This is a genomic window from Paenibacillus periandrae, from assembly GCF_022458865.1.
In the GTDB taxonomy this organism is placed as follows: Bacteria; Bacillota; Bacilli; order Paenibacillales; family NBRC-103111; genus Paenibacillus_S; species Paenibacillus_S periandrae.
Window position 1 is genome coordinate 30,574 of sequence record NZ_JAJNMU010000043.1, and the last position, 19,244, is coordinate 49,817.

General features: G+C 47.5%; 12 protein-coding genes. All 12 read left to right on the top strand.

The window, feature by feature from the left end:
• Positions 1 to 45: 45 nt before the first annotated feature.
• The 12 genes from LRL21_RS41950 to LRL21_RS42005 all read left to right on the top strand — a co-directional run bounded on the left by LRL21_RS41950 (position 46) and on the right by LRL21_RS42005 (position 18,981).
• Positions 46 to 774 carry an IMP cyclohydrolase gene (locus LRL21_RS41950; protein ID WP_240421706.1) on the top strand — a complete coding sequence of 243 codons (729 nt, stop codon included), beginning with the start codon at positions 46 to 48 and terminating at the stop codon, positions 772 to 774.
• Between the two features lie 97 nt (positions 775 to 871).
• Positions 872 to 2,140 carry a phosphoribosylamine--glycine ligase gene (gene purD / locus LRL21_RS41955; protein WP_240421707.1) on the top strand — a complete coding sequence of 423 codons (1,269 nt, stop codon included), beginning with the start codon at positions 872 to 874 and terminating at the stop codon, positions 2,138 to 2,140.
• 149 nt (positions 2,141 to 2,289) lie between these two features.
• Complete coding sequence (locus tag LRL21_RS41960) at positions 2,290 to 3,672, top strand: extracellular solute-binding protein (RefSeq protein WP_240421708.1); 1,383 nt, start codon at positions 2,290 to 2,292, stop codon at positions 3,670 to 3,672.
• Between the two features lie 322 nt (positions 3,673 to 3,994).
• Positions 3,995 to 5,080, top strand: a complete 1,086-nt coding sequence (locus LRL21_RS41965; protein WP_240421709.1) for an SGNH/GDSL hydrolase family protein — start codon at positions 3,995 to 3,997, stop codon at positions 5,078 to 5,080.
• Complete coding sequence (locus tag LRL21_RS41970) at positions 5,077 to 6,624, top strand: extracellular solute-binding protein (RefSeq protein ID WP_240421710.1); 1,548 nt, start codon at positions 5,077 to 5,079, stop codon at positions 6,622 to 6,624. The genes LRL21_RS41965 and LRL21_RS41970 overlap by 4 nt, the downstream gene beginning before the upstream one ends.
• A gap of 69 nt (positions 6,625 to 6,693) precedes the next feature.
• Positions 6,694 to 14,016: a fibronectin type III domain-containing protein gene (locus LRL21_RS41975; protein ID WP_240421711.1), complete on the top strand. Its 7,323-nt coding sequence runs from the start codon at positions 6,694 to 6,696 to the stop codon at positions 14,014 to 14,016.
• A 142-nt stretch (positions 14,017 to 14,158) separates the two neighbouring features.
• Entirely contained in the window at positions 14,159 to 14,590 is a 432-nt protein-coding gene (locus LRL21_RS41980) for an RrF2 family transcriptional regulator (RefSeq protein WP_240421712.1), read from the top strand.
• 222 nt (positions 14,591 to 14,812) lie between these two features.
• Complete coding sequence (locus LRL21_RS41985) at positions 14,813 to 15,199, top strand: hypothetical protein (protein WP_240421713.1); 387 nt, start codon at positions 14,813 to 14,815, stop codon at positions 15,197 to 15,199.
• A gap of 31 nt (positions 15,200 to 15,230) precedes the next feature.
• On the top strand, positions 15,231 to 15,551 hold the full coding sequence (trxA, locus tag LRL21_RS41990; protein ID WP_240421714.1) for a thioredoxin: 321 nt from the start codon (positions 15,231 to 15,233) through the stop codon (positions 15,549 to 15,551).
• Between the two features lie 243 nt (positions 15,552 to 15,794).
• On the top strand, positions 15,795 to 16,652 hold the full coding sequence (locus LRL21_RS41995; protein ID WP_240421715.1) for a sugar phosphate isomerase/epimerase family protein: 858 nt from the start codon (positions 15,795 to 15,797) through the stop codon (positions 16,650 to 16,652).
• A 252-nt stretch (positions 16,653 to 16,904) separates the two neighbouring features.
• Positions 16,905 to 17,984 carry a DUF3048 domain-containing protein gene (locus LRL21_RS42000; RefSeq protein ID WP_240421716.1) on the top strand — a complete coding sequence of 360 codons (1,080 nt, stop codon included), beginning with the start codon at positions 16,905 to 16,907 and terminating at the stop codon, positions 17,982 to 17,984.
• 43 nt (positions 17,985 to 18,027) lie between these two features.
• Positions 18,028 to 18,981 (top strand): tyrosine-type recombinase/integrase, encoded by a 954-nt coding sequence (locus LRL21_RS42005; protein WP_275901161.1) that lies wholly within the window; start codon positions 18,028 to 18,030, stop codon positions 18,979 to 18,981.
• The last annotated feature ends 263 nt before the right edge of the window (positions 18,982 to 19,244 follow it).

A 19,244-nucleotide genomic window follows, 5' to 3' on the forward strand; every position in this document is an offset into this window, starting at 1 on the left:
TTCATACAGCAGCTATCGATTTAATTATAAGGGGGATCTATCTACGTGACTGCAAATAAGCTTAGAGCCGAGCAAAACCTGGAGAGCTTGCAACACAATCCGTATCCGGGCCGGGGAATTGTCATTGGCCTGACACCAGATGGCACCAAACTTGTTCAGGTATACTGGATTATGGGGCGCAGCGTGAACAGCCGTAATCGTATTTTTGTCCAAGAGGAGAATGGTTTTCTGCGTACGGAAGCCAAGGATCCTGCGCTATTGACCGATCCTTCACTGATTATTTATTATCCGCTCAAGCACACCGAGGGCTCGCACATTGTAACCAATGGTGATCAAACCGATACGATCTATGATGCTTTGCTTGCAGGCGGTACTTTTGAGCAGGCATTAACGACAAGAACCTTTGAACCGGATGCGCCTAACTACACACCTCGTATTTCCGGACTAATCGAACTGAACAATCCACAGTGCCAGTACAAGCTGTCCATTTTGAAGTCCAATGCAGGCAATCCTGAGCAAACGTTCCGTCAATTTTTCCATTACGAGCAGGCAATTGCTGGCTACGGACACTGCATCCATACGTATTCCGAAGACGGCGATCCATTGCCATCGTTCCAGGGTGAGCCTAAGCTGGTTCCTGTATACGACAATATCGACCAGACGCTGCATGCTTACTGGGATCGATTGAATGAGGATAACAAAATTTCACTGCTGGTCAAAACGATTCAACTCGATAACGGCCAAACCGAATTAAAGGTCATTAATAAGCAGTAATCTCGCGCAATGACTTCACAGCAGCTTATAGGAAGCAATAAACTCATTTCAGTGATCTGAATGTAATAATCATCAAAAGCAATAGGAGGGATGTATAGTGCGGATTTTAGTTGTAGGCGGAGGCGGCAGGGAGCATGCGATCTGCTGGGCACTGAAAAAAAGCCCCAAGGTGCGCAAGTTGTACTGTGCGCCGGGTAACGGAGGCATCGCCGGAGTAGCGGAATGCGTACCGATCCAGGTGAATCAATTCGCCGAAATCGCTGAATTTGCAGTGGATCATGCGATTGATCTCGTCGTTATCGGCCCAGATGATCCATTATCCGAGGGAATCGTCGATTTCCTTGAGGCGAAACAGATAACTGTGTTCGGCCCGCGTCAAAATGCAGCAATTATTGAGTCGAGTAAAGTATTTTCCAAGGAATTATTTAAAAAATATCACATCCCAACAGCAGCTTACGAGTCGTTTGATAATTATGAAGCAGCTCTGGCTTACCTGCACAGTCAACAGATTCCAATTGTTATTAAAGCAGATGGCTTGGCTGCTGGCAAAGGTGTCATTATTCCTCACTCCATGGAGGAAGCAGAGAAGGCGCTTCATGATATTATGGTGGCCAAAATCTTTGGCGAGTCCGGTAATCAGGTTGTGATAGAGGAGTTTATGACTGGTCAGGAAATGTCGATTTTATCGTTCGTTGATGGCAATGTAGTACGTCCGATGGTCGCTGCACAGGATCATAAAACGGTGTTTGACAATGATAAAGGTCCAAATACAGGGGGGATGGGTACATATTCACCGCTGCCGCATATTGATCCGTCTGTGATCGAAGAAGCGATTGAGAAGATCATTAAGCCGACAGCGGCGGCAATGGTTAGTGAAGGCCGTCCGTTCCGCGGCATCCTGTTCGCCGGTCTGATGCTCACTCCGCAAGGACCGAGGACGATTGAGTTCAATGCGCGTTTTGGCGATCCGGAAGCGCAGGTCGTGCTGCCGCGGCTCAAAACCGATTTGCTGGATATTTTTCTGGCAGCGATCAATGGCCATTTGGGACAAATGGATATACAGTGGAGTGATGAAGCCGCAGTATGTGTAGTTATCGCGTCTGAAGGGTATCCGGGTCCTTATCCTAAGGGTCTACCGATTGAAGGGCTGGACGATGTTCAGGATGCACTTGTATTCCATGCGGGTACAGCACTGAAGGATAACAAGATTGTCACTAATGGAGGCCGTGTCCTCGGTGTTACGGCACTGGGAAGCGATATTGCGGATGCCCGTGCAAAGGCTTATGCAGCCGTCGAGCGCATCACGTTCCCCGGCAAGCACAGTCGTACCGATATAGCGAAGAAAGCACTGGTCGTACAAACATAATAAAAGCAAGAAGGCGGAGCAATTCCGTCTTCTTTTTCTTTTGATGCCCAGTTGTGACAAGCATGGTGAAGGTACAATGATTTGGTGTATGATGATACAAATGGGTGATTTCAATTGAAAGCGCTAGCCTGTACATAGTGAGGTACAATATGGAAAAAAGAATAAGCCGTAAAAATTTTCGGGTGCGATTGGATGAGATGATTGCGACCCTGCGTCAGGAAATCATAACAGGCAAAACCGCTATCGGCGAGTATTTGCCATCCGAAAGTGATCTGGAAAAGCGATTCAGCCTCAGTAACGCATCGGTGCGCAATGGCCTGAAGGTATTGGTGCAAGAGGGCTTAATTGAGAAAATACCACGGGTGGGCAATCTTGTTAAACCTCCTTCCCCAGACCAGATGAGGACTATCAAATTTGGATATGTACACTCCATTGCAGCTCTTGTTGAGATGTCGGAGCTGTTAGCCGGATTCAACGAACAGTACCCGCACATCCATGTGAAGCCTGTTGAGCTGCCATCTGGGAGCTATGCCAAAGTGCTTAAGGAGTATATGGAGTCGGGAATCCTGGATGTGGTCCTTATTAATAACAACAATTTTCAGGATTTTCTGGAGGATGACTGCACGGACTTGCTGGAGCCTCTTAAGCCGGTACAGCACTGCTACCCGTTGTTGTTGGAGCCCTTTCTACAGGGTGAGCACACGCTGGTTCAGCCCTTTATATATTCGCCGGTCGTGCTGTGCTACAATAAACAGCATTTTGAGCAGTCGCAGGTTCCATTCCCGGATAGCAGCTGGACCTGGCACGATCTTTTCGAATATGGTCACCAGCTGGCTGTGAACGAGGATCGATTCGGTTTTTATTTTTATTTGCCTTCTCTTAATCGGTGGCCGATCTTTATTCTTCAGAGCGGTCGAGTATTTGAAGCGGATGAGAATGGGAGGTACAGCTTGTCAGATAACAAGCTGCTGGACGGCCTGGACATCTGCCGCGGGCTGCTAACCATGTCCGATGTGTTTCCAAGAATTCTGTCCGAAAGCAACGCCGATGCAGAAGCCTTGTTTTTGGAAGGAAAAGTATCGGTTATTATGACGACCTACTACTTTTTGAATCAGCTCCGACAATCATCGATTCCCTTTGATATTTCGCCTTTACCGGGGCTGCAGGATACGAGCACACTGCTGATCATTAATGGCTTGGCTGTACACAGCAGATCTCGGGATAAAGAAGCAGCCGGATTGCTGGTTGATTATCTCGGTTCCTACGAGACACAGCTCATCGTTCGCCGCAAGACACTGAATATCTCGGCCCATCGCCACGCCATGGAATGGGAAGGAGAAGAATCGGTATACCGTCCTTCCCGATTTTACATGTATCGCGAGATTTTTCCGACCTTGCGGCTCATTACCGAGCTGGGGCTCAGGAATGCCCAGTTCAGGGCGATTCAGCGGGAAGTCATGATGTTTTTGTCAGGATTGCAGGATCGTCAAACGATGAGTGACCGTCTGGAAGGGATACTTACTGAAGCGTAAAAGAAGCCTAAGTTAACTGCAAACCACACACTGTTGTCGGATGATCGGCCCGAGGTGTGAAGTGCATGAAGCTGCTGATAAGGCAGCATAGAGAGACCGTCCGAGGCACTTCGGACGGTCTTTGTTAGTTCGCGGCTGAACGAGTGCAAAGGGCTTCACGGTTATGAATAACGAATCGAAAATAAGATATACAATCATATTTGACTCATAAAATCACAAGTCGACCTAAAAATAACCAATTGACTGCATTTTTAATTGTGAAATACTATAGATATGAGTTAGATGTAAGTCAATAAATAAAAATGTTGGAGTGGTCATGAATATGCTGCATCAAAACATCTATTTCCATAATGTTACGGAGCTGGAAACATCGCCTCATACACCTGGCTGGAAATTACAGCGGTTCCCGAAGGAGGTTCGGTATTCATTAGAGGAGAAGGGCAGGACGAAGGCTGTACAATCCAATGGCTGTGAGCTACGTTTTGTAACCGATGCCAAGCAGGTGCGCGTTATGGTGTCTTCGCAGGAAGCGGACGGACAAGTGCTGGTGTTCAAAGGGGATTTCCTTCATTCCTCCCATCAGCTGAAAGCGGGGGTCATTCATACACTTCAATTGGAAGCCCCGGAAAGGTTCCCCGACGTGCATCCAGAAGTGCTGGATAATTCCGCATTTTCATCGAAGGTATGGCGTGTTTTTTTTGAAAGAATTAATGGTGTATTCCATGGGATTGAAGCGTTCGGATTCGAAGTACGTCCACCGCATTCACACGAAATCCCCCGGTTGACGATGTTCGCGTACGGTTCTTCGATCACGCAGGGCGCCGGTGCGTTAAGCAATTACAACTGTTACGTCCAGCAGACGGGAAGGCGTCTGGGGATCGACGTTCTGAATCTCGGTCTGAGTGGCTCCTGCTATTGCGAGCAAGGGCTGGCAGATCATATTGCGGAGCGAGATGACTGGGATATCGGTTTTCTTGAAATCGGTGTCAATATGCGCGGTGTATACACAGTCGAGGAATTCCAGCAAAGGGCTGTTTATTTGTTGGACCGGATCATTGAACGGCATCCGGAAAAGCCGTTGTTTGTGACCACGATGTATCCGAATCGGGCCACTTACAGTCAGGAGGGAAGTGCGATATTTGCTTACAGAGACAGTGAGCAGCAATTTAATGACGTGTTGATACGGTATGCCGCCGATAAAAAACATGCAAATCTGCAGCTGCTGCAAGGGGAGCAAATCATGAGCGATTTCACTTCGCTTACCAGTGACTTGGTTCACCCGTCGGATTATGGCCATATACGGATGGCGGAGGCACTCTCCGGTATGATTCAACCTGTAATAGACAGGCTTCGTGCTGAGCAGTTCCAATTAACTATGAATACAACCTATAGAGGAGGCTCCATATGAAAAAGCTTTTAACAATTGTAAGCGTTCTCTCAATTGCGTCAACAACTATAGGCTGCTCGCAAGCAGGCAACAAGGCAGCCGAAGGCTCTGCGGGTCCACAAGGAAAGGCTGCTTTCTCAATCTCTTTCAGATCGGGAAATATCTCTTATGCGGAGCAGCATCCCAACATTAACGAAGAAAAGTGGGTTAAGCGGCTGGAGGCGTTAACGAATACGGATCTGGATATACGGCTCATGCCGCATAAGGAATTTGATCAGAAAATGATTCAGATGTTCGCCATTAACGATATTCCCGATGTCGTGCAGGCAAGCTCCGGCTTGAACAATCCACAACTTGCCGGTGCTGTAAAGGCCGGAGTATTCATGCCGCTGAACGATTTGCTGGCCAAGCATGGGCAGAATCTGTTGAAGAAAATACCGAAGGACGCCTGGGATACGGAAACGGATGCAAAAGGCAATATTTACGGGATTCCCGAATGGTTGTCTAATCCCGCTCGCAGAGCAACGTGGATTCGGTCTGATTTACTGGAGAAGACCGGGCTGCCGGAACCGAAGACGGTTGAGGATTATTTGAATGTCATGAGAGCGTTCAAGAAGCTGGGAGTGGAAAACCCTTTTATGGGCCGGGAGGATTTTGTATATTCCGATGCTTTTTATGGTGCGTATGATGTATTTGGCAACTTTTTTATGAAGCAGGGTGACCAGGTCGTTCCGAAGTTTTTTAATGTGGACGGTATGCAGAAGGCGATTCAAACGTATAAAACGATGCTTGATGAGGGCCTGATCAATAAGGAATTTGCTACGATCAACCCAACTCGCTTCAAAAATGACATCATCGCAGGGAAGGCTGGAATCTGGAACATGAACGCCAATCTGCTAATTCAATGGGATTCACAGCTTAAGGAGAGTAATCCGAGTGCCCAAATGAAATTAATTGCGTCTCCAACCGGACCCGACGGCAAGGGAGGACTCAGGCTTGTCGGCAAAGTGACCAGAGCGTATCTGATCAATAAAAATGCAAAGGACCCGGCGGGCATCATTAAATTTTTTGATTGGATGGTCAGCGATGAGGCGGAGAAATTTTTTACCTTTGGAGTAAAGGGAGAAAATTATACCGAGGAAAACGGCAAAATCAATTACAAAACCCCGGCAACAGCTGCAGAGGTGGATGAGGAAACGTATCGACAAACGCTGCTGTGGCTCGTTCAGGATACAACGTACAACAAAGGATCATTAAGTCTGACCCCGGAAGGCCAGAATCTGATGAAGCTGTATGATACGGTTCTTGCCAAGGAAGGCCGTGATGGTATTCAATTCGATCCTCAACTGCAGGCGTATGCCAAAAATCCGGACATCGCTCCTACCGGAGACAAATTGCCACCTGTTATCCTGACCCATGTTCTCAAAATGGTATATGGTAAAGAGCCGATCTCGGATTACCCGAAGGTGTTGGAGGAGTGGAAGCAAAAGGGCGGCAATAGCGTGATCCAGGAAGCTACGGAAAGAGTGAAGAATAATGAAGGCGTCATTCAGTCGAAACGATAAGAACAAATAGTATCATCCAGAATGGCTCTCATCTGTAAAAGGGCAGGTACATGTAGAGGAGGTTTGTGTATGAAGCTATGGATTCGTGATGGTATTTTCAAAGCTTATTTATCCGTACTGTTGGTTATTACGTTAATTTTTCCACAGATGGATCTGAAAGCGGTTTCGGCAGAAACTGTTGACAAGCAGCTGTTTTATGATGGATTCGAATATGGGGATAATGTGACAGTACCGACGGATACCACGCCATGGACTCAGGATGGAGGAACCAGTGTCGTCAAGACTGCGGCAAGCGGCAAACGGACGGGCAGCTATGGTGCCAAAATAGATTCCAAGGACTCGCTAACGCTGCATTTGAGCACAGCAGGCTATAAGAATATCTACGTAAGCTATTGGTATAAAGCCAGCAGTGTAACGGCTGGGGGCATCAAGGCAGAATATTCGGTGGATGGTGGTACAAACTGGTTGTTGCTGCAATCGATTACGGCCAACCAGAGTACATTTGTGCAAAAATCCTATACGCTCATCGCACCGGCGTATACATCGGCCGATAATCTAGCAGATTTCAGAGTTCGATTTCGTGTAGACCCGAGCATTACCCTTGCGGGAAATATTTATTTGGACGATGTTGAGGTCAGGGGAACGTCTATGACGGAGGCACCTCCATTGCCAGACCCGGATGGACCGGAGCTTGAGATTTATACAGAAAATTTTGATGATCCCGACAATTTCGGATCAAGCGGAGGCGTTGTGATTCCAGCGCCATGGGTGCAGGAAGGTGCCAATGGGAGCGCAGCCAAGACATCATCATCATCAAGTGCTCCTTCTTTACCTAATATGGTCAAAATGGATAGCAGCGATGCTTTGGCATTACCGCTCGATTTAACTGGTTACGGCAACATCAAGCTGAGCTATTACACGAGAGCATCCTCCTATACGGCCGGAAGCATCATTACTGAATGGTCTGCTAATGGAGGTGTGACCTGGACAACACTTGAAGAATATAAGCTGCCAGCAGGAACGACCAGCGAGCCCAATACCCAAAAGCTCTGGACACTGGGAAAAGGAGCCAACAGCAATACGAGCGTCAAAATTCGGTTTCGGGTTGGAGAGGCTGTAAGCGCCAATATGTATATTGACAGCGTGTCGATATCAGGTCAGGCCATTCCCGGTATTCCACCGGCAGCATCGCCAGTTCCTGTCACGCCGCCACCTACCGATCCAACTCCCTATATCCCCCCGGCTGGTGTGAAAATGTATGAGGATGTGCAGATTGGCACAGCAGGGACCCGCCCCCTCTATGCATCGATTGCAGTTCCTGATACAGCTCCGGCTGCGGCAATGCCCGTTATGGTATATATCCATGGAGGAGGCTGGAATCACGGAGACCGGAAGCAGGCGCTCAGCAACATTAGCAGCTATGTCGCCAAGCGTGGGTATATCGGCGTCTCACTTGATTACCGGCTAACGCCTGAAGCGCCCTACCCGGCGCAAATTCAGGACGTTAAGCTTGCTATTCGATACTTAAGGGCAAATGCGGCGTTGTACCATCTTGATCCTTCCCGGATCGGAGTTTGGGGCTCATCTGCAGGAGGGCATCTGGCCTCTCTGCTGGGAACGACGGGAGATTTGCTGACCACCGACCAAGTTCTGTTGGACAACGGGCATACGGTTCCCGTACCTGATCTTGAAGGCTCCGGCGGATGGCCGGAATACTCGGACAAAGTGCAGGCCGTAGCGGATTGGTTTGGACCTGCCGATTTCACGACCGAGTTTGCCAACAGCTACAGCTCGGTGACGGCGCTTTTGGGTGGACATAAGGCTTTCACTGTACCGGATGAGGCAAGGACAGCGATGCCCGGTACGTATGCTACCCCTGATGATCCACCGTTCTGGATTCGCCATGGTGATGCCGACGCAACCATTCCCTATACGGATAGTGTGAAGCTTGCTGGTCAACTGAGAGCGGCTGAAGTCAATGTTGTCGATTTCAGTCTGGTGCCGGGTCAAGGGCACGGTTTTACCGGGGACGCATCGGATCAAGCTAACACTGAAGCCTGGATTTTTATGGATAAATATGTAAAAAATAAAATAGTTACCGAGCCTATTATATATAAAACGGGAAATCCGCCTTCCGGTAACCCTTCGATCACTTTGAATAAGACATCACTAACACTAGCACCGAATGAATCAAGCGAGCTTACCGCAATCATAACACCCGCTGACCCATCAGGCTCAGCATTCAACTGGACGTCTTCAGACAGCCATGTGGCAGCCGTAGTATCAAGCGGGCCTGCAGCTGCCACTGTAACCGCGTTAAATCCTGGCAAGGCGATTATAAGAGCAGCATCAACGGTTTCGCAGCAGGTATACGCGGAGAGTGAGATTACGGTTACCGAGCCGCCTGTCGATCCAGGCAATATTGTTTACCTGGATAAAGGGAGTCTGGCGCCGACGGATGACGCAGTCATTGACAGCAGCAAGGCCACTACCAATTATGATTCCGCAACCGGCAGCAGTGCCGGACTATTCAGTGTTTCCTCTGGAGGCACGAACAAGAAGTACGTTTACTTCAAGTACGATGTATCTGGATACAGCAGCCCGGATTACAAGTATACGTTTAACGTCGCTGCCAAAAAAGGTTCATCCAACACGGACGTGGCCTTATCCCTCTATGGCACCGAAGATACAGGGTGGACAGAATCGACACTGACCTGGAGTAATGCGCCCTTAACGAATTTGGCTTCCGCGTCTTACATTGACAAATTTACGGTTACAGCCGATAACACGGGCAGTCCGCAATTGTATAGTGTGGATGTATCGGCCTACGTGAGAAGCAAGCTGTCCATGGGCGGCAAGGTAGCTTTTGTACTTGCGGATGCTGCGAACACAGGGATTTCATTAAACATATACTCCAAGGAAGCGAATGGCACCAGCAATCCGCGGCCGAAGCTTGTTGTGCAGGAGCCTGTCGATCTTTCAAGCGATAAGGAGCCGCCATCATGGCCGAGCGGCAGCCACTTGTCCGCAGCTAATTTGGGAACGGACTTCATTCATTTGTCATGGCCTGCAGCTACCGACAACAAAGCGGTAACGCAGTACCGGATCTACAAAAATGATGTATTGCTGACTACCGTTAGCGGAACAGCATACCATGTTACGGGACTAATCCCTGGGGCGGCCTATACCTTCAAGGTAGAAGCCGGGGATCTCTCAAATAACTTTACTCCATCACCGCTAGCCTTGAGCAGGACGACATTATCTGCGCCCATTACGCCGATTCCAGTCGAGGGTGTAGTGGCAGGAGGCAGTGATGGCAATATAGAGATCAATACGATCGATAACAATTTGTTCACCCGCTGGTCGGCCTCCGGAGACGGACAGTGGATACTGTATGATTTGGGCGAAAGCAAACGAGTTGGCTACGTTGGCATTGCATTTTACAAGGGCGACCTGCGTGCAACAAATCTGGCCATTGAAACGTCTGACGATGGGAGGGTCTGGTCAGAGCGGTTTGCGGGTTCGAGCAGTGGCAAAACGACCGACATGCAGGCGTTTGACATACAGGATCAGGATGCGAGATATGTGCGGATTGTCGGCCGCGGCAATTCGGATGGGAGTGCATTTACAAGCATAACCGAAGTGCATATTTACGCACCGTTTGCTAACGGCGATACGCCGGTTGCGAGCATTCCTTATTTTGTTCCGGGTCCTCCACCGGGTGCTGTGCCCTTTACAGTACCAGGAATGAAAAATGCAGATGGCACGGAGCACCCGATTCATACGGCTCATGCGGTAACGGGCCGAACGCTCAATGTGCTTGATTATGGCGCGAATCCTGCCGACAATGCAGCTGACGATCGCCAAGCTATTCAGGCAGCGATTAATGCAGCTGTAGCAGGCGATGAGGTGCTGCTGCCGAACGGAACCTACAATTTAAATTCGTCCCCCGATGGATTGATTAACTTGACGTTGAAGACGGGTGTTAATTTGCGCGGGGAGAGCCAGTCCGGGACAATTTTAAAAACATCATTAAACAAAATCAAAAACAGCGCCATGCTCAAAGTGTCCGGACAGCATGATCTGATGATTTCCAATCTGACCTTAACGTCCACCTGGGACGGATCTTATTCCACAGATCATAAAGTTAATAACCCAGCCTCAGGCGGGCCTGACAGCATGCTGGTCATTGCCAACTATGGAGATACACCTTCCTATCACGTAACGATGGAACATCTGATCGTGGAAAAGTTCACACGGATGGGCATACGGATTGATAATAGCCACGACGCGGTTGTCCGAAACAGCATCTTTCGTAATGCCACCGATGTCGGTCCTGGTGGTTCGGGCTACGGTGTTGCCATTCAAGGTACAGCCAAGGTCGATCGATTGGGTTTCGATAACGATACCCGGTGGAACCTTGTTGAGAATTCATCCTTTGAAGGTCCTTACCTGCGTCATGGAGCGCTTATTCAATTTGTCGCACATAACAATTTAATCAGAAACAATTTATTTAACCGAACCAAGCTGGATGCTATTGATCTTCATGGCGAGCTTGAATATTTAAATGAAATTTCCGGAAATACCGTTACCAATATTCTTACCGGTGGGGCAGTAGGTCTCGGCAACACTGGGGGTACTGCGCCAAGCAACCATAGCAAATCGGGCCCAAAAAACTTTATTCACGATAATACGATCCGTAACACGCGGGAAGGTGTCGTCGTGACGATGGGTACGCCGGATACGATCATTCACAACAATTTGATTGAGCTTACAACCAACATCGATGGAGCGGCAGGAATTCGGATATTGAATGGACCCGGCACTGTCATTACAAACAATCTCATTCGCGGGAACACGGCCAACGGCTATTGGGGCATCCTGCTGGAGCACGATAACGGAGATCAAAATGCCGGTTATATCGGAGCGGGCGATCCAAGTCATGTACAGATCATTGGCAATACATTAACCGGGAATTCCAACGGTATTCAAATTAAAGCGGGTACAGGCATTGAAGTACGCAGCAATATGGTGAACAGTCTCAATGTGAATTATGTGAAAAGCGAAAGCGCACAGGTTATCGAAGATTGGCCGTCTGGGAACACGGACACATCACCACCGTCCTGGCCAAATGGCGCGGCGTTAAGTGCAGCGAACATCACACAGACGGGGGCGGTGCTAAGCTGGTCTGCGGCAGCGGATAATATCGGCGTGAGCGGGTATAAGCTGTATAAGGACAACGTGCTGTTGGCTACGGTCACAGGCACCACCTACAGCTACACGGTCAGCGGATTGAACGCAGGCATGACGTACAATTTCAGTGTTAGAGCAACTGATGCCGCTGGTCTCGATAGCCAGCCGCTCAGCGTGAGCGTGACGACGCAGCAAGGGACGCCACCGATTGTGCCGCCAGCTGCGGGGGATTCGACACCACCGTCCTGGCCGAATGGCGCGGCTTTAAGTACCGCGAACATTACACAGACGGGGGCAGTGCTAAGCTGGCCTGCGGCAGCGGATAATATCGGCGTGAGCGGATACAAGCTGTATAAGGACAGCGTGCTGTTGACTACGGTCACAGGCACCACCTACAGCTACACGGTCAGCGGATTGAGCGCAGGCATGACGTACAGCTTTAGTGTTAAAGCAATTGATGCGGCTGGTCTTGATAGCCAGCCGCTCAGCGTGAGCGTGACGACGCAGCAAGGGACAACGCCTCCTCCAGTTGTACCATCGGACACAACACCGCCGTCCTGGCCGGGCGGAGCGCTGCTAAGCTTAACGAATGTCTCGCAGCGAAGCCTGACCTTAAGCTGGCCTGCAGCAGTAGATAATATAGGGGTTACAGCATATAAAATTATCCAGGATGGTGTATCAATAGAGACAATCAAAGAAACGAGTTATAACGTGACGGGATTAATCCCAAGCAAAACCTATGACTACAGTATTGTCCCACTGGATGGAGCGGGAAATGCAGGTAGTGCGTTAACAGTTTCTGCAAGAACGATTCAGAATCGTTCGAATACTTCAACCTCCTCAGGCTCTGCCTCAGCTGGATCTGGTTCGGCTGCAGGCGGAGATAACACCAGCACCAGTGCACAAGTCGATGGCACTCCGGGACCTACGGGTGCAGAAGTAGAAGGTTCAACAATTACGCTCATCCCAGAAAAATCTGCGGAGGGAGCAGCACTAGATTATTTTATAGTGAACACAGCAGGCCTATCGAAAGCTTTGGAGAGCATTAAAGACAAAGAAGCCTTCGAGCAGATTATTACAATACAAGTAAAAGGTATAGGAACAGCAGTCACCGTAGAGCTGCCTTCCGCAGCTATTCATGAAGCCATGCAGCATGTACCTGATGCCATGATCTCCATTCAATCCGGCCCAGTTACCTATAACCTGCCCATTAAGGTGATTGATATTGCAGCGGCAGCTAAGGCTCTGGGAAGCGATGTCAAAGACGTGCAAATCCAGCTAACGATTGAAAAAGTAGCGGGTCCGATGGCTGATGAAGTACAACGAGGCGCGCTCCATGCAGGGCTCACTCTGCACGGCGGAGACAAGCCTCAAATTATCAGGTTTGACTTAACTGCTTCAGCAGGCGGCAAAACCATAACGATTCATAACTTTGGTACCACATATGTCACAAGATCCATAAAATTGGATCACAGCATCGATTCCAGCAAAGTGACAGCGGTGCTGTATGACCCAGTGAATCAAGAGATGACCTTTGTTCCGGCTGTTTTCAGCAGTGATAACGGAAGCGGAGGCACGCAGATCACAATCAAAAATCATTCTAACAGCATCTATACGATAGTGGAGTCCAATAAAACCTTTGTCGATGCAAGCAATCATTGGGCCAAGGCAGATATAGAGCTTCTTGCCGCCAAGCTTCTGGTTAAGGGGGAGACAGACACTACATTTGGTCCAGACCATCCAATTACCCGAGCACAATTTGCGGCATTGTTGGTTGGGGCGCTTGGGCTTGGTTATGAGGCTCGAACCGATTTTGTCGATATGAATGGGAGGGAATGGTTCGCGGGTGCAGTAGGTGCCGCAGCACAAGCAGGTCTCGTCACAGGCTTTGAGGACAGCACCTTTAAACCGGATACAGGGATAACCCGTGAACAAATGGCATTGATGTTAGTGCGTGCCATGGCTATTGCCGGCAAAACTTATAATGAACAAGGAAATCGAACCGAATTATTATTATCAAAATTTGATGATAAGGGCGAGATCAGCAGCTGGGCGCAATTGGCTGTTGCTCAAGCAGTCGGAGCGAGTATACTTAATGGACAGAGTGACAATAAGTTCGGTTCATTCGCGAATGCGACCCGAGCAGAGGCAGTCGTGATGTTAAAACGCTTTTTGCAATTTGAAGGATTCATCAATTGAATATCGAATGCAGCCCTCGATTCCTAGTGAAGCGGGGGTGACTTTTGCAAAAGCAGTTTAGCCTCTTGACAGAAATAACTGTAATCGATATAATAACAGTATAAGGTGAAGGCAGCAAGTAGTATCGTCAGGAGGATATCTAATGAATAGCGAATTTACAATAGCGGTTCATAGTCTGACGCTTCTTGCTTACAAGCCTGAGCATATGGCAACCAGCGATATGATAGCACACAATGTTTGTACCCATCCGGCAAGAGTGCGCAAAGTTATGGCACTGCTTCGCAAGCAAGGTTATGTTGGAGCAAAGGAAGGTATCGGCGGCGGATTTATACTAAAATGCGAGCCTGATCAAGTCACATTGGGTGAGATTTATCAGCTAACTTCACTTGGCTCTGTGAAACCGGGTTGGTGTTCAGGTGACATTGAGCAGGAATGTATGGTTGCATGTAATATGGCTTCTGTGATGGAGGGTATTTTTATGAACGCAGAGCGTCAGATGATTGAGTACTTCAACCAGTGGACCATATTGGACGTATTGATTCAGGTTCGTAAGGAACAGCAGAGTAAGGTTTAGCGTATGGTCAAGCATGAGTAGAGCTGCAAATCCTGATTGGGAAGTCAAGGGCGGCAAAACAAATGCTATTTTATTTAATAAACTGTAACTAATATTATTATAGTTGTGGGCATCCTGTGAATTCATGAAAATATTTACAATTTAACACTTTATATTGATTAAACATAGGTTATAAATGGGTAATCTTGTAACAGATAGATTTCGGAGGGGAGAGTGGCAAGTATGGAATGGGCAAAACAAACAATGATCGGCGTTGGGGACTGGGTTGGAGGGACCTCAATTGAGGATGAAAAAATTATCGGTTATGTAGATTCAATGGATGCGTATGGTACTGTGAAAGTGATGGTCACACAGTCGGATCGTCAGGAAGCTATCGGGTCCATCGTTAACAGCAAGAGGTTCAAGCTGGAGAAGCTTGATGAATATACACCTGCTAATGAGTCTGATGTGCTCAGCCTGATGGATTTGGCGTTGATGACGAGGGATCAATTGTGGTTTGATGAGCTGGGTTCCACTCTCCGCAGCATTCAGTCGAAGAGACAGAATGGAGCTTCCAAAGAATCGACTGGATTTAAACATGGCTCAGCAAGAAGAATAAAAATTGATTAATAATGAATGATAAATATAAGGAGTGATACACATGGCAATCGTAAAAGTGGCAGATGATAATTTTAAAGAAACCATTGGTCAGGATGGATTGGTACTCGTAGATTTCTGGGCACCCTGGTGCGGTCCCTGCAAAATGATTGCACCCGTGCTGGAAGAAATGAATGGGAAATTGGGAGATAAATTGACAATTGCCAAAATGAATGTTGACGATAACCCGGAAACTCCAGGAGCTTATGGTATCATGAGTATTCCAACTCTCAAACTGTTCAAAAATGGTGTAGAGGTTTCCAGTGTAGTCGGCTTCAAGCCGCTTCAGGATATGTTGGCCTGGGTTGAACCGCATTTGGCATAAATTTATAACCGTACTCAATCATACTGCAAATCGCTATAATAGAAGTTGCCGGAGCCATCCAGCTGCCCTTACACAAGCAGCGGACACGGTTCCGGTTTTTTGTCGTTTATTAACGGTAATTACGCAAAATGGAGTTATAATTTACTGAATATTCCGATTGTTCACGTTAACATAGATTAATTGTTTGCACTTTGTTATACTTTGAAGCGTAGGATAAGTCCATAAAAAGCTGGAGGGTTCGCCATGAAATTGTCCGTATTTACCGTAGTTACGCCTGATTTGACACCGGAAGAGCTGGCTGCAGCCGCTAAGGAAGCAGGAATCGATGGTATTGAGTGGCGGTTTAAAGAAGTGCCGCAGGATGCGAAGGATGAATCGCCATCTTTTTGGCGCAACAATCTGTGTTCCATAGATCCATCAGCAACCGATGCTGAGCTGGAGCGGTTTGCCAATGCTGCACGAGATAACGGATTACAAACGGTAAGCGTCACTCCATATTTGCAAGCTGGAGATCTGCAAAGCACTGAGCGTGTGCTGCAGGTAGCCCAAAAGCTGGGTGCGAGTACAATTCGTGTTGGTGTTCCAAGCTATGATGGTACTAAACATTATAACGAGCTGTTTCAATTAGCCAGTGAATATATCAAGGGTGTAGAGCCGTTGGCCAAGCAGTATGGTGTAAAATGCTTGGTTGAAACGCATCACAACACGATTACGGCAAGTGCTTCCGCGGCTTACCGTCTCGTTAGCAACTCCGATCCTGCGCATATTGGTGTCTTGTTTGATCCAGGCAACATGGTCCACGAGGGTTATGAGAATTTCCGCATGGGCATGGAGCTGCTGGGACCTTATCTGGCACATGTGCATATTAAAAATACAGGTTGGAAAAAGGCCGATGTGCGTGAAGACGGATCGCAAGGTTGGGCTTCGTATTGGGAACCGAATCTGCAAGGCATCGTGAACTGGCGTCAGGTTTTAACTGATTTGAAGGCAGTCGGTTATGATGGCTATCTGGGTGTTGAGGATTTCAGCGGTTTGTACGGCTCCAAGGAATTGTTAAAGAAATACGGCGAGCAAACTCGTGAAATATTGGCCAGCATTTAATTAATTAGCAAGTCGCATACCTGTTGAGTGTAAAAAACCTTCCAAAATCACTGTTAAAGTGAAATTGGAGGGTTATTTGCTTTGAACTGCATTCCTGTTGTTGTTCTGGCTGGTGGAATTGGAGATAATAGAATTGGCTGAATAATTGCCTTCAGCTTTTGCCAGCTGCGACCGCAGTCCTTCGTTCTGATTTGGGTAATAAAGAGTACACTTTATTGATTGCATCTGTACTTTGGAAGGAGGGATTGGAGTGTGGTTCAAAAAGTTGCAGTTTCTCTGATCGCCTGTGGTATGGTAGCGGCGGTCACAGCTTCATGCGGAATATACAAGGATAAGCCTGCCACGGTTGTAGCGCCAACTCCTGATGTAACCATCATACAAGAGCAGCGCCCGCCCGTTACTCCAGAATATGCGTGGCCGCTCACGGGCATAAAGGCACCAACAGCAAGCACACATCGACCCTTCATGGTCATGGTTAATAATGCACCCCAAGCAAGGCCACAGTCCGGACTCAGCTATGCAGACATTTTGTTTGAAATACTGGCAGAGGGGGAAATCACTCGCTTGGTGGCCGTTTACCAAAGTAAACATTGGGATGGGCCAATTGGCCCAGTTCGAAGCATTCGTCCTTACTACATAAATTTGGGAAAAATAATGGACGCAGTACCTGTTCATGCGGGTGGAAGTCCGGATGCTTATACGGAATTAACGGCACAAAAGCTTGAGCATATGGACGAAATTACGAATGCCGGACCTTTTTTTTGGAGGGATGCTAACCGTAAGGCGCCACATAATTTATATACCAGTATGGACAGACTCGAAGCCGGGGCTAAGAAAATGGGTATTCGCGAGGTTAGTCAAAATCTGCGGGCACAGGCTGCATTCATAACAGAATCTACTGTAGAGGCATATGAAAATCGTCTTACCCGAATTAACGTTACCTTTTTGCTAAATAACTATGTGGTTTCTTACCAATATGATCCAGATAGCCAGCTATATAAGCGATTTATCAACGATTTACCACACTTGGATATATCAAACAATGTCCAGCTGGCTGCAGCCAACGTGGTTGTCATAGAGGCTGAGCATACGATTTTGGACGATGAGGGTCGTCGAGATGTTGAACTTGTTGGCAGTGGCAAGGGGTATTTGTTACAGAGAGACAAGGTGCAGTCGGTAAGATGGGAAAGATCAGAAGAGCAGGATCGTTTCCATTTATTTCAAGAAAATCGGGAGCTTGGCTTATATCCAGGGACAACCCATATGTTAGTTGTACCGAATAAACCGACATTTGAAGGGCATATTCAGATTATCGGGTATGAAAAAAATTAAATGTCGCACAATAACTGTTGTGCGACAAAAAGGAGGAGAACCATTGATTAATCAAGTATCCGCATTTACTTCGGTATCCCTATATGAACAGCAGCAGGAACCCTACACAGATGATCAGATTATCGATATGTTCTTAGCAACTTGCAGTCGTTCCAAATATACGATTCGCAATTATAAGCAGGCTATAGAGCGATTCCGTCAGTTCATTTCCCACAAATCCTTGTCCGAGGTGACCTGGCAAGAAATCGAGGTTTACAAAATCGGCCTGATGAGGGGCTACTACAGCCAAAACAAAAAACCGTTGGCTTCAGCCACGGTTGCGAGTTTTATTGCACCACTTCGTTCTCTCTATAAATGGGGGAGCGACCCCAACATTGCTTTGTTCAAAATGAACCCGACATCATGCGTACGTATTCCCACAATCCCGGTTAACAGCAAGAATCACTATCTGACCAAGCAGGAGGTTGGCAGTCTGCTGAATCAGTTAAAAAAACAAAGCGATCGGGATTATTTGATCGGATTAACCTTTGTTTTAACGGGATTGCGCTTGTCCGAGCTTAGTTCCATCGAATGGAACCACTTTAGTAAAGACGCTTTAGAAGCCTCCATGTGGCTCACTGTGATGGACGGAAAGGGCGGCAAGCGGCGAACAATCAAAGTACCTCAGCCGCTGTGGGAATTATTACTCCAGCATCTCAAATCCGATAAGCCAGATAAGAAAAACGAACAAAGACTTTTCCCCTTATCGGGAAGACAAATCGAGCGTATTATTCAACAAGCAAGCAGACAATGCGATTTGGGTAAGAGCTTCACTCCCCACTGGCTTCGGCATACGAATGCTACATTAGCACTACTGTACGGTGCTTCCCTGCAGCAGGTTCAGGAGAATTTGGGTCATTCCCATATCAATACAACACAGCGTTATTTACATACGGTTGAACAGCTAAAGAAGGCAGCTCCCGATTTTGTACATGAGAGCTTGACCGAATATTTATAAAATTATTTTTAGAGGATCATGCCCAAGATATCAAAAAATTAACAAAAGTGTTGATTTGATAGGGCATTTGAACTATACTTTATTGAGTAATATTTTGACAAAAATGTACATTAATCTGCATTAATCTGCAAAAAAATGTCGCACAACAGTTATTGTGCGACATCACTAGGGGGAGTGTAATCCCCCACCAGTAGGAAATATGTAAATGTGTGTCGTATTTTGTTGGAGGGTGGTGCAAAATGTCAAATGCAATACACGTTGAT

Excerpts from the sequence above, each read along its gene's own strand:
- LRL21_RS41985 (WP_240421713.1), top strand. The coding sequence starts at position 14,813 with ATGGAATGGGCAAAACAAACAATGATCGGCGTTGGGGACTGGGTTGGA.
- LRL21_RS41980 (WP_240421712.1), top strand. The coding sequence starts at position 14,159 with ATGAATAGCGAATTTACAATAGCGGTTCATAGTCTGACGCTTCTTGCT.
- LRL21_RS41975 (WP_240421711.1), top strand. The coding sequence starts at position 6,694 with ATGAAGCTATGGATTCGTGATGGTATTTTCAAAGCTTATTTATCCGTA.
- LRL21_RS41970 (WP_240421710.1), top strand. The coding sequence starts at position 5,077 with ATGAAAAAGCTTTTAACAATTGTAAGCGTTCTCTCAATTGCGTCAACA.
- trxA (WP_240421714.1), top strand. The coding sequence starts at position 15,231 with ATGGCAATCGTAAAAGTGGCAGATGATAATTTTAAAGAAACCATTGGT.
- LRL21_RS41965 (WP_240421709.1), top strand. The coding sequence starts at position 3,995 with ATGCTGCATCAAAACATCTATTTCCATAATGTTACGGAGCTGGAAACA.
- LRL21_RS41995 (WP_240421715.1), top strand. The coding sequence starts at position 15,795 with ATGAAATTGTCCGTATTTACCGTAGTTACGCCTGATTTGACACCGGAA.
- LRL21_RS41960 (WP_240421708.1), top strand. The coding sequence starts at position 2,290 with ATGGAAAAAAGAATAAGCCGTAAAAATTTTCGGGTGCGATTGGATGAG.